Below are 13,116 nucleotides of genomic sequence, written 5' to 3'. Positions count from 1 at the left end.
AATAAATTTAAGAGCACTAAGCAGCTTTAGTTAAACCGCTATGTCTAAGTAGCGGCTCAGTACTTGGTTCGCGTCCTCGGAAAGATTGAAAGACTTCCATAGGATGTTTGCTACCACCTAACGCGAGTACTGTATCGCGGAAGCGCTTACCTGTAGCAGCAATTTTTTCAGGTTCTAATCCTGACTCCTCAAACGCTGCGAAAGCATCAGCACTGAGAACTTCCGCCCATTTGTAGCTGTAGTAACCTGCGGCGTATCCACCAGCAAAGATATGACCAAACGAACACAAAAAGGCATCTTCTGGTAGTGGTGGCAGCACGGTTGTGTTTTTCGCGATCCGATTACGTACATCGTTAGCAGTTTCACTACCGCCTGGTTGATAGCGGTGATGTAATTCTAGATCGACTAGGCTAAAGTGCAATTGCCGTAACATGGCGCTACCACTCATGTAGTTACGTGCCGCAACTAATTTTTGATAATAGTGTTCGGGCAGAGTTTCACCCGTTTCGTAATGCTTTGCCATTCCTAGCAAAGTTTCGCGGTGGTAGCACCAGTTTTCCATAAACTGACTAGGCAGTTCGACAGCATCCCATTCAACATTATTAATTCCTGCTGCTCCAGCATAATCAACTTTCGTTAACATATGCTGCAAACCATGCCCAAATTCATGGAATAAAGTTTCCACTTCGTTGAAAGTCATTAAGCTTGGCTTGCCATCGACAGGAGGAGTTTGGTTGCACACAAGATAAGCTACAGGTTTGCGCGTTGTCGTTGTGCCTGCTTCAGTTATTTTGGCACGACCAATGCAATCATCCATCCAAGCCCCACCGCGCTTTTCGGCAGGACGGCTGTAGGGATCGAGATAGAAATAGGCGATCGCCCCAGTTTCGTCCGCAATCTGGAAATATCTCACATCAGGATGCCATACCGGTGCTTGACCATCTGCCGCAGTCACTGTCACGCCAAAAACTCGCTCAACCAAGCCAAATAGTCCGTCTAAAACTTGTGGTAACGGAAAATAAGGACGCAATTCTTCTGCCGTAAAGTTAAACTTTTCTTCGCGTTGGCGTTCTGCCCAATAGCTAATATCCCAGTGTTTCAACTCACTGTCAGCACCTTTAGCCGCAGCAAATGCTTTTAATTCTTCAAATTCTTGCATCGCCGCATCATAGCTTGCACTCCGCAATTCCTCTAAAAGGTTTTCTACTGCTTCAATACTCGGAGCCATTTTACTTGCTAAGCTTAACTCCGCATAACTATTGAAGCCGAGTAATTTAGCCTCTTCTTGACGTAATTGCAAAATCCGTTCAATCAGCGGCGAGTTATCTAAATCACCTGAAGATGCGCGACTAATGTAAGCTTTATACAGTTTCTCGCGTAAATCGCGGCGAGTGCTGTGCTGCATGAAAGGACCAAAGCTAGGAAAGTCCAAGGTAATCCGCCAAGGACCTGCTTCAGGAGTAGCATTTTCTTCGCCAGCAGCCCGCGCGGCTTGTGCGGCTAAACTTTTTAAACTCAAAGGTAAGCCATCAACTTCATCTTGTTGTGTCAGTGTCAAGCTAAAAGCCTTCGTCGCGTCCAAAACGTGATTTGAAAACTTGGTTGAAAGTTCGGCGAGTTCAAGTTGAATTTCGTTAAAGCGCGATCGCTGTTCTCCTGCTAAGCCTACACCAGAAAGCTCGGCATCTCGAATCGCAGCTTCCACGATCCGCTGTTGTGCAGTATCTAAGCTATCCCAGCGATCGCTGTGCCGTAAAGCCTTAAACGCATCATATAGTGGTCTACTTTGATTGAGCTTGTTGTAAAATTCTACAACTTTCGGCTGTACCGTTTCGTAAGCTTCGCGTAGTTCAGGGCTATTTTTAACACCCATCAAATGCCCGACAATACCCCAACTCCAGCGCAAACGCTCTGTAATGCGGTCTAGTGGCTCAACTAAACCACTCCAAGTGGGACTGACATTCGCTTCTAATTCAGCAAGTTCGGTTTCCAACTCACCCAATAGCTGTGTCATTGCTGGCACAACATGCTCAGGCTTGATTTGCTCAAATGGCGGCAAACCTTTACCGATTAGTAATGGATTGTCTGCGATCGTAGTTGCACTCATAACTTGTTTTGGGTTGCTGTATCTTAATTATCATGAACATTTGCAACCCTTGCCGAGTGCAGAAGACCGTAATATCGTTTAATTTTGAGATTAGTAGGTATGGTAGCAGAGGTGCACAGTTGTGGTAAGCGGCAATGAATCATAAAAAGTTGCTCTACATTCTTACCAATTACCCGTTACCAATGACCAAAGTTTTCGTTACGTTTACATTCACCACTCACCGAGAAATTTCAATTACTCTTTCAAGTTTTCCTCTAACTGTCTGCGCTCAGCAATTTCTTTTTCTAGTTCTTGTTTGACAAGTTCAGCTACTGTCGCGCGCAACATTGCCTCTTTCATCTGTTTTAGCACAGTAATATCTTTAATCAGTACCTGCGTTGCTGGTTTACCTAAGTGAATAATGGGTACTTCTGTCATCTCAACATCGATCGCCTCACCATCAAGCCGAACCAATTTTTCTTGGTTAATAACTACTGCTTGTTGGTTCTCTTGCCTTTGACTTTGTTGCGCTTCGACAGCTTCTCTAGAATCGGGGTGAACGAAATCTAAAAACCGTTTACCGATTAGTTTTTCGGGCGTTACTGCACCAAGTAACTTAGCTCCCGCAGCATTGATATATTCAATTTTTCCCTCAATGTGGACAGCGATCGTTTCCGAAGAAAGATCCAGTAAACTACGATACTGTTCTTCACTAGCTCTCAAGGCTTTTTCCGTTTCTTCACGCTGGCGCAGCGCCTCTTCTAACCTCGCTACGTTGCGGCGCAGATTTAGTTGGGTCACTACCTGACGACCCAAAATTTCGAGGGCTTCTTGCTGTTGGGGTGTTAAGTTACGAGGCACGTAGTCGATCGCACACAAACTACCAACGGCAATGTTCTCTGAAGTTATCAACGGTGCGCCCGCATAAAACCGAATCTTAGGACCTGACGTTACCAGAGGGTTACTTGAGAAGCGCATATCTTCACGAGCATCTGGAACTACAAATAAATCAGATTGCAGAATTGTATGCGCGCAAAATGCAACATCTCGTGAGGTTTCTGAAGCATCTAAACCTACTTTTGATTTGAACCATTGTCGGTCAGAATCGACAAGGCTGACTATGGCAATTGGAGTTTCACAAATTTGCGAAGCCAAGCGAGTTAAGTCATCAAAGGCTTGTTCGGGATCGGTGTCGAGAATTTCATATTCGTATAAGGCTTTCAGCCTAGCTTCTTCATTACTAGGTATCGGAGCTTTCATTTTATATTCCTTTAATACGTAATTTTACTAAAACTTAGATTCAGGAAGATGGCAGTAATTGATCGACATCAAGTAGGAATACTGTCAGCAGCGTGTCTGCTTGCGGAATGTGACAAACATGAGTTGCGATCGCGAGTAAATCAGCATGACGATACGAGTCTGGCAAAACTTGAATTCGCGATAACGGCACATCTATCAGCGCAGGCACCGATGCTACAGGGATACCATACAGTTCTCCTACTTTGTTTTCAGCAATAATTAAGTATTTTCCTTTAGCACTAAAGAAGCGCCGATGTAGTTCCACAATCGTAATTTGGCGATCGCCAAGATACGCTAGCCCCACGCCATTAAATCCCGTGCCATATACTGGCATTTGGTTTGTTACTTTATATACAGCATCACTGGGTAACGCTAAATGAATATTACCCATGCTAAACACAACTATCTTTTGTGACTTAACCGTACTTTGGCTGTGAGAATGCTTTAAGCTATAGAGTCTGGAATTGACGAATGTGTTCTTCATTTTATGTTGTGTTCTAATTCAGAAGAAAACTAACTCATTCATTAGCTAAACAGCAGGCACTGTTGTTGCTGTATTTTGTTGAATAATTTCTTTAATTGCTGTAACAAATTCTTGTTCAATATAAGGCTTAGTAAAGTAATTAGTTGCACCTAAATGCTTTGCTAATTGCCGGTGTTTATCACTGCTACGCGACGTTAGCATAACAACCGGAATTTGGAAAAGTTGAGGATCTTGACGACGATGGCTGAGAAACTCAAAACCATTCATATTTGGCATTTCCACATCACAAACCACAAGTTGAACAGCTGATTGTTGCAACTGTTCAATTGCCTCGCGTCCATCGCGTGCTTGCAAAACGCGATAACCCACTTTCTGGAGCGTAAGTGCTAATGTTTGGCGCAGAGTAATCGAATCATCAACAACTAAAACCGTCGTAGTTGTCTCTCTTTTAATAGGAGTTACCGGAGGATTATCACTCCGATCGCTGACAGATAAATCAGAATCAAAATTAGAGTTTGTAGTTATAGCAAACTCAGTTTGAGTACCAGTAAAAGATGCCAATAATTCGGCACCATCAATCACTGGAATGAGGCTACCATTACCGAGAATTGTACAACCGTAGATGTAATTTGGGGGTGCGATCGCCTTACCAAAAGGTTTAATCACCAATTCTTGTTCGGTCACTAAACGGTCTACTTCGATGGCAATAAGATTATTTTCTTGCTCCAATAACAACATTGGAGAAGCCCAATCTTCTGGAGTGGGAACGGCTTCTAAGTTAAGGTTGGGAACCGTTTCAGGTAGCGGACAGCTATATCTCACGACTTCAGCAAAGCGATAGACTGGAATAATACGGTCTTGCCAGTGCAAAAAGCGATATCCGCTGGAGTTTTTAACTTGATTAGCTTCAGGAATTAAGATCTCTGCAATACTATCAGAAGGTAAAGCATAGGCATTCGTACCGACAAAACAAACGAGTAACTTCGCGATTGTGAGTGTTAGCGGAATTCGCAAACTAAATGTGCTACCTTTTCCAGGTTCAGAGGTAACGCTAACGTTTCCTTTCAGCGATCGCAACTGCGCGCGTACAACATCAAGTCCGACACCCCTACCTGACAATTCGCTAACTTGCTTGGCGGTAGAAAACCCAGGCTCAAAGATTAAATCTAACAAGCGTGCTGTCGAAGCTGCGTTAACTTGCTCTGGAGACAACAAGCCCATTTCTAAGGCTTTCGCACGAATCCGCTCTAAATTTAAACCGCGACCATCATCCCGAACTTCGATAATCGTTTGATTACCCTGATGGTAAGCACGAATCTCAATTTTACCTTGAGCGGGTTTACCCTGCTCTAAACGCACATCCGAAGGTTCAATGCCATGATCGAAAGCATTACGTACCAAGTGCAATAAAGGATCGTAAAGCTTCTCTAAAACTGCTTTGTCAACTAAAACTCCAGTTCCACTCAGCTTTAAATCAACAGGCTTATCATACGAGCGCGATAAGTCACGTAACATGCGAGGAAAGCGGTTCAGTACCTCACCCAAGGGCAACATTCTCGCCCACATCAAGTCATCGCGTAAGTGTGCGAGCATTTGACGCTGTCTTTCAATCGTTTCACCCGATTGTCCAGCCAGAAGAACTACGTCACCGACTGTCTCTTCGAGTTGCACCATGTCTTCTAACGTCGCTTGCAACAACGAGTACACCTCGCCGTAACTATCCATCTCTAACGAGTCAAAAGAGGCTAAGGAAGGAAGTAACGTCGCTGGGCTAGAAGTCGCTACCGCAGAAGAAGTAGTCACTAGCTTCTCTAACCCTTCTTTTGCAGGTAACATAACGGCATGATTTGCACTGCGACCTCTGGCATTATGCTCAGAGGCAACGACTATTAAGTCAGACAGATCGCGTAACTGTCGCGCCATTGTTTGGAACTTAGTAAAACGGCGTAAGAGTTCCTGAATCGTTGCTTGGAGTTGTTCGTTTTGCAGCGAAAGACTATTACGATTAATCGCTAACTCACCAACTAAGTTATTCATGCGTTCGAGTCGCTCTAAGTCAACTCGTACCGAAAGCTGAGTCGTAGCACCAGGATTTGTGCTGAGTTGGGGTTTGGGTGATGCAGATATTTTCGTTGTTTTAGCAGTGCTATTCGTATTTTGGGATGCTGCTGGTATGGATGTATCAAGTGCAGAGTTGGCAATCTCTGTAATATTCTTTGGTGCAGAAGTTGGTTGCGCTGTCGTTGCTGCTGAAGTGGTATCAGAAATAGCAGTTGCCGTCCCAAAAAGATCGTCCAAACTCGCTGCTGGTGGCACGTCTTCCGCTGCAATTTGAACCTCAACTTGGTTTGTGGGCGACGCGATCGCTGACTCTACAGTTGTACTACCAAACAAATCATCGAGCATCGAGCCTGCTGCAGGCACATTGCTACTTTCCAATGATGGTTGTGCTGGTGTTGCATTTACAGTATCCTTTGTAGGTTGCTTCAGAAGTTGGGTTAAAGCCTCTGACGGAGTTCCCCCTTGCGCGCGATCGCCTGCGAGAACTGCTAAGCGTGCTGCTTGAAAATCAGCTAGTGCGGTTTGGGCGATTTGGATCGCGGCTTGCGGATGCGCATCGAGTGCAGCGAGGGTTGTCGATGCGATTTCCCCAAATCCTGGTAGATTTAAAAGTTCGGCGATACCTGCAAAAACTTCTGCCTGCGCCCGTAATTCTCCTTCGATGATTTCTCTAGTTTGTGATTGCGCTAAAACTTGCGCTAAACGCTCGATACCTTGAGCAACATCTACTTCAAAAATTGATGCGGCAATATCAACACCCAATTCTACAGAACTCGGAATTTCTGTCGAACCTTTGAGATATTTACCAATTTGTGCTTCAATTTGGGCAAATACTGGCTCAGCCTTTGCCATAGCTTGCTCTGCATCGAACTGCCCAGTATTGAGTTGCTCAATGAGTGGTAGCCGCAGACAGTCGTAAGCCTGAAGTAACAAGTTTTCGACATCAGCATCAATTTCTAATTCTGGATTATGTAGCCCTTTAAAAATATCTTCGAGGCTATGCGCTAAAGTTTTAATAACGTCAAGTCCCACGCTTGCAGCACCACCTTTAATTGAGTGGGCAGCACGCATCATGTTATGAATTTTCGCTGTATTGCGGTCTTCTCTGAGAGTTAGTAAATCTGTTTCAATTGCCTGTAGTAGTTCAGGCGCTTCTTGAATAAAAAACTGATAAGCTTGGTCGCGGATATCAGAATCGATTGCCATATCTATAAAGATTTAAATATAAAAAATAAAAATAGCGCAGAGGTCAGAGGTCAGGGAAAAGAAACCAGATAAACTACTAATCACTAGCTATCAGTCACTCGCGACTTGCCCCCTAAGCCGCTAACTCACTTTAAATTGCCCTACACTCGTTTGCAGCCGATCGGCAACTGTCAGTAACTGCTGGAACGCACTTGATACTTGAGTCGCTTCATCAGAAGTCTGATTAGCGATCGCGGCTACATCATTCATCGTTTGTGTCACTGCATGCGCAGCGTGCGATTGTACCAGCGATGCTTCGCTAATTGCTTGCACTAAGTTACCAATTTCTTCACTAATCGCCGTAATTTGGGTAAGATGTTGACGCGTTTCGTCTACGAGTATTGTACCTTTAGAGACTTGTTCGGTTCCTGCTTCCATCGCTGCAACGACCGCATTTGTTTCTGCTTGAATATCTAAAACCAGCTTTTCAATTTCTCCGGTAGCTTGTGCAGATTGACTTGCTAAGATGCGCACTTCATCGGCAAGTACCGCAAATCCGCGTCCTTCTTCTCCCGCCCGCGCGGCTTCAATTGAAGCTTTGAGTGCTAGTAAATTCGTTTGTGCAGCAAATCTACCAATCAAGTTGACGACTTTAGAAATTTTTTGTGAAGATTCCCCAAGTTGCCTTACTTTTTCTGCAGTTGCGGCAACAGTAGCACGAATCGCTTCGATACCATCTACTGTGCGATTCATCGCTGCATCACCCGCAGCGACAGTCTCAGTTGCTTTGTGGACTGCGACTTCAGCTTGTTTGGCACTTTGCGCTACAGCCCGAATCGAGTCTTCCATCGCTTGCAACTGGTTTAGGGCAGCGTTAATTTCTTCGGCTTGGCGTAAAGCTTCTTGCGATAAAACTTGTACTGAACTTTCGCTATTGTTAGTCGTTGCTGTCACCTGCTCTGCTGCCGTTTTAACATTATTAACAAGTTGTCGCAAACTGGAAATCGTTGCGTTGTATGAGTCGGCGATCGTCCCGATTTCATCTTCAGTAACATTCGCGCGAATCGTCAAATCTCCTTTGTTCAGCGGATCGACTTCCATCAACAATTCAAGTGCGCGTTTTTGCAGCTTTTCTTTCTCTTTGATTTGTTGTTCTAAAAGCTTTGCGCGGTCGAGTGCAAAACCGACTTGTGTTGCTATCTGCGCGAATAAATCAATTTCACCTTGTTGCCAATTCCGTGGTGCAGAGCATTGGTGCGCAATCAATAAACCTAAAAGTTCACCGCCTTGCAGAACCGGAGCAACTAAGTTAGCTTTAACTGCAAACTGTTCGAGTTGTTTAATATGGCACTCAGTTAAACCTGCTGTATAAATATTTTCTGTTGCTTGTACTCGACCTTGGCGATAGCGTTCTACATATTTATCAGCAAAGCACGGATCGTTAATATTAGCACCATTAGCTTGCGGAAAGCCTTCAGCAACTGATTCAGCAATGATAGTACCTTGCCACTTATCGTTGAAAGTATATACAACCACGCGATCGGCTTGGAGTTCTGCACGAATTTCTTTAACAACAGTATTAAAAATGTCTTGTACCTGTGGAAATTGTCCTAGACGTAAAGTAATATCTTTAACAATACGAGTGCGTTCTGCCTCTGCTACTTGGTTGTCGAGTAATTGTTGCAGTCTTGCTGCCATGCTGTTGATGTTATTACCCAGCATCGCCAGTTCATCTTCCCCAGAGATGACAACACGAGTATCGAGCTTGCCTTCTTTAATTTGAGTAACAGCATCACTGGCTTTTAAGATTGGTTTAACTGCACGGTTGGTAAGATAAGCCGCCAGAACACCTACGAGCAATGTTGTTAAACCTGTTCCTAGTAAGAAAGTTAATAGTAATTGGCGTTGAGGTAAAAATACAATGTTGCTAGGAGTACTAACAATCACTCCCCAGTTCAGATTATGTAATTCTCGTAATTCTTCAGCAGCTGCATAAGAAACTAATTTATTTGCTGTTGATTGATTTTCAATAGTTGATGCAATATCGAGAGAATTACCTGCTTGGACTTGATTAAATAACTTGGGAAATTGCTGCTCAAAAGATTTCCCTAAATCTTCTTCGTTTGATGTTAGGAAAATTTGACCAGCCGAGTTGACTACGTAAAACTGCTCCTGACGTCGGTTATCAACATCGAGCAATTTATTAGCAGCTAGCGGCATTCTGGCACGAATAACACCAATATTTTCTCCTGTGACGCTATCTTTAATTGGAGCGGCTATTGTGAAAGTACGAACGACATTAGTCGAGTTGTCAGCAATTTTTGGCTCACTCAAATAAGCGCGACCAGTTTTCAGTGCTTCTTGAAAATACACTGCTTTTCGATGATTGCTGATTGGCTTACCTTTGGATTGTGCTACAACATCGCCATTGAGATCGAACACAGCAATGCTATCGTACATTCCGTTATATGCTGTAACTAAGTTGTTGAGCGCTGTATCTTTAGCCTGGCGAGTCGTAATCGAACGTGTTTGTGGATTGGTGAAGATGTCGAGATTCGCCATCGCTTGTACATCTAAAAAGCGACTTTGGACAAATAACTCTAATCTGTCTTCCAGGTCAATTGCAGTAGACTGCTGCTGGCGAATAATTTGCTGAGTAATGGAACGATTGGCAAAGTAATAAGCCGTTGTACCTACTGCAATCACTGGTAGTGTACTGAGCGCGATCGCCAATGCAGTGGCTTTAGCCCGCAAGCTCATGCGACGTGAATGTGATTTTGGCGGCGGCGATGTTGATTTGTTGGAATTGGGTGCAGGATGTAATGATATAGTCTCTTGTGCTGGACGATCAGCAGTAGGCTTGGGAGAAGTCTGAGTCATTGGATCGAAGCCTCTTTAATTCACTTTGAATTGACTGGCGTTAGCTTGGAGTTTTTGCGCAACGGCTAAGAGTTCTTTGAAAGATTCCGCAACTTGCGTTACTTCTGTGAGGGTTTTGTTCGCGATCGCCGCAACATCTGACATCGTTTGCGTGACTTCTGCGGAGGCTTGGCTTTGCTCGACTGTCACTGTGGCGATCGCCTTGACAAGTTCGCTAATTTGGTTACTAACCTCAGAAATTTTGTTGAGGCTTTGCCGCGTTTCATCAACAAGCCGCGTACCGGCGACAACTTGTTCTGTCCCTGCTTCCATCGCCGCGACGACTTCATTCGTTTCTGTCTGAATGTCTGTCACCAGCTTTTCAATTTCTGCGGTTGCTTCGGTAGATTGGCGGGCGAGGGCACGGACGCGTTCGGCGACGACAGCAAAACCACGTCCTTGTTCGCCAGCATTCGCAGCTTCAATCGCAGCGTTGAGTGCAAGTAAGTTCGTTTGGTCTGCGAACGTACTAATCAGGTTGACCACCTTAGAGATCTTTTGCGAAGATTCGCCCAAGCGCTTGACTTTTTTAGACGTTTGTGCTACTGTCTCGCGAATTGCTAAAATGCCATCAACGGTGCGGTTCATCGCAGTGTCGCCTTCCGCTACAGTTTGGCTTGCTTGTTGTACCGCAGCCTCTGCTTGTTCAGCACTTGCAGCAACGGCGCGAATTGATTCTGCCATTTGTTGAATTCGCGCTAAAGCACTCGTAATTTCTGCGGCTTGGCGCGATGCTTCTTGTGAGAGTTCCGCAACCGAACTTTCTTTTGTCGTCGTTGTTGTCGCTACTTGCTGGGCTGCTTCTTGTACCTGAGTAACGATTTGGCGGAGGCTAGAAATCGTCGCATTGTACGAGTCGGCGATCGTTCCGATTTCATCTTCCGTGACACTCGCCCGAATCGTTAGATCTCCTTGCGTAAGCGGATCGACTTCCATCAAGAGTTCTAACGCGCGGCGTTGTAGCTGTTCTTTTGCAGCTTTCTGCTGTTCGAGAAGATTAACGCGGTCTAATGCGAATCCAACTTGAGTTGCCAACTGCGAAAATAAATCAATCTCAACTTGTTGCCAAGCACGCGGTGCAGAACATTGGTGCGCAATGAGTAAAGCAATTAATTTCCCATTAGTGATAATTGGCGCAACCAAGTTTGCCTTGACCGCAAATTGTTCGAGTTGCTTGATATGACATTTGGTTAAGCCTGCTGCATAGATATTTTCCGTTGCTTGCACGCGTCCCCGACGATACTTATCAACATAGCGATCGGCAAAGCAAGGATCGGCAATTGTAGCTCCCAAAGCTTGTGGAAAACCGTTAGCAACCGCTTCTGAAGTGACCGTACCCTGCCATTGTTCATCAAAGCTGTATGTAACGACGCGGTCGGCTTTGAGTGCTAAGCGAATTTCTTGCACTGCGATATCTAACGTGTTTTGCGTACTAAGCCCTTGGCTGAGGCGAATCGTAATATCTTTTAAAAGTCGCGCGCGTTCGGCTTCTTGGCGACGGGCTTCTAAGTTGGCGGCGATGTTCTGCGCCATGATGTTCATTTCGCGCGAGAGAATACCAAGTTCATCTTGGCGATCGCTATCCACATCTAAATCAAATCCCGCTTCTCCCGACGCAACCTGCTGCGCAAACCGTGACAACTTGCGCATTGGACGCGCAAACGAATTCGCGATCGGAATCGAAATCAAACCGACGATAAAAAGGATACCACCCCCAATGCTGTAGGCAATCAATTGTTGGTTTGCCAACTGATTTTCAGCTTCTAAGAAAGATTTGCCAACAAAGGCTATTCCAACAGGCTCTGCTTGTTCAGGATTAAGAACTTTCTGGTGATCGTAAAGTGGCGTATAAAACGAGAGATACTGCCTACCAATAATACTAGTTTCACCAATAAAATCTTCGCCTTCATTGAGAACTTTTTCGGCTACTTCCCGTGCTAGTCGCGTACCAATTGCGCGTGTTTTATTATCTATATAAGGAACGTTTGTAACGACTCGCCAATCTTTGGCAAATACAGTTGCGACAGGTACATTATAGACTTGGGAAAACTTATCGACTAAACCATAGTTACGGTTAAGTAAACTACCAATAATAACAGAGCCTATAACTCTATTGTTTACTTTGATGGGGTGTACTGCTATTGTCATTAAACCTGCCTTACCACCGTCAATGTCGTATGTTCCTTCCGGAAATGGAGTTTTTTCTTCAGGCAAGTTTCGATTCGGTTGTTGCCGCAGACCAATATTAGCTTGTTTATCTAAACCTAGTTTTTGCAGCGAGCTATTTTTAACGAGTTCTATACCAGACAGAGGTTGTCCTGTTTTCAAAGCATTTTGGACAATAGGAATATCGGTAAGCGAAATTCCTGTAGGTAAAGAAAGCTGACGATATTTGGGTAATTGTAGTTCTTGATTCGAGGTAGGCAAAAGTGGTGGAGTTGTAAAATCGTCATCAATAACCAAAAGATTTTGTGCTACTGATCTGCCTTGCGCATCAGTGATAATTTTAAAGTTTTTAGTTAACTCAGGATTTTCTTGATTCTCATTAATGACGAGATAGTCTTCTATAAATTCGCGACGGGCTGCTACTTGCGCCGGATTATTGAGATCTATTTCAGTCGCTTGTATGATTCTCGCTAAATTTTCCGCTTGCGTTTCTGTATCTACTTGTGTCCAAAGAACATACTCGTTGGCAAAAGTTTGTCCTTGTTGCTGCAAAGTCTGTTTCAAATCTTCTAAAGCGCGCTCTCTATTTAGCGAGATTAACCCTTGCGTCACTACAAGTACAGGTATTGCCGCACTACTAACTAAAAGTAGCGTCAGTTTAGTTCTAAAAGTGAGGTTATCCCAACCACGGCGCAGCCAAGAAAAGGCATTCTTAGACTTGGGCGGAAGCTGAGGTTGCGATCGCAAAGGAGGAACTTGAGAAGTGAAGGAATGTGCGTCTAGCGATTCAGATTTCAAGCTACTAGACGCCGAGTGTTCGCTATCGCTATTATCTACAGATTTTTCCAGGGGACGATCTAACATAGTAAGGAATAAATATAGAAATTAGAGTGTGGAAATGAGGAAAGAAACGAGA

Annotated in this window: 6 protein-coding genes; all 6 read right to left on the bottom strand. The window is 44.4% G+C overall.

Annotation, left to right across the window (positions count from 1 at the left end):
• Positions 1 to 16 precede the first annotated feature (16 nt).
• The 6 genes from B1A85_RS04595 to B1A85_RS04570 all read right to left on the bottom strand — a co-directional run bounded on the left by B1A85_RS04595 (position 17) and on the right by B1A85_RS04570 (position 13,064).
• Positions 17 to 2,107 carry a M3 family metallopeptidase gene (locus B1A85_RS04595; RefSeq protein WP_104545707.1) on the bottom strand — a complete coding sequence of 697 codons (2,091 nt, stop codon included), beginning with the start codon at positions 2,105 to 2,107 and terminating at the stop codon, positions 17 to 19.
• Between the two features lie 234 nt (positions 2,108 to 2,341).
• Positions 2,342 to 3,346 carry a PAS domain S-box protein gene (locus tag B1A85_RS04590; protein WP_104545706.1) on the bottom strand — a complete coding sequence of 335 codons (1,005 nt, stop codon included), beginning with the start codon at positions 3,344 to 3,346 and terminating at the stop codon, positions 2,342 to 2,344.
• Positions 3,347 to 3,386: 40 nt separating this feature from the next.
• Entirely contained in the window at positions 3,387 to 3,776 is a 390-nt protein-coding gene (locus tag B1A85_RS04585) for a chemotaxis protein CheW (RefSeq protein WP_210404172.1), read from the bottom strand.
• Between the two features lie 138 nt (positions 3,777 to 3,914).
• On the bottom strand, positions 3,915 to 7,136 hold the full coding sequence (locus B1A85_RS04580) for a hybrid sensor histidine kinase/response regulator (RefSeq protein ID WP_104545704.1): 3,222 nt from the start codon (positions 7,134 to 7,136) through the stop codon (positions 3,915 to 3,917).
• Between the two features lie 120 nt (positions 7,137 to 7,256).
• Positions 7,257 to 9,995, bottom strand: a complete 2,739-nt coding sequence (locus B1A85_RS04575) for a methyl-accepting chemotaxis protein (protein WP_104545703.1) — start codon at positions 9,993 to 9,995, stop codon at positions 7,257 to 7,259.
• A 15-nt stretch (positions 9,996 to 10,010) separates the two neighbouring features.
• Entirely contained in the window at positions 10,011 to 13,064 is a 3,054-nt protein-coding gene (locus B1A85_RS04570; RefSeq protein ID WP_104545702.1) for a methyl-accepting chemotaxis protein, read from the bottom strand.
• Positions 13,065 to 13,116 lie beyond the last annotated feature (52 nt).

It is taken from the genome of Chroococcidiopsis sp. TS-821, assembly GCF_002939305.1.
GTDB lineage: Bacteria > Cyanobacteriota > Cyanobacteriia > Cyanobacteriales > Chroococcidiopsidaceae > Chroogloeocystis.
Note: the sequence above shows the minus strand (reverse complement) of the source record. Positions and strands in the feature narration are given on the sequence as shown.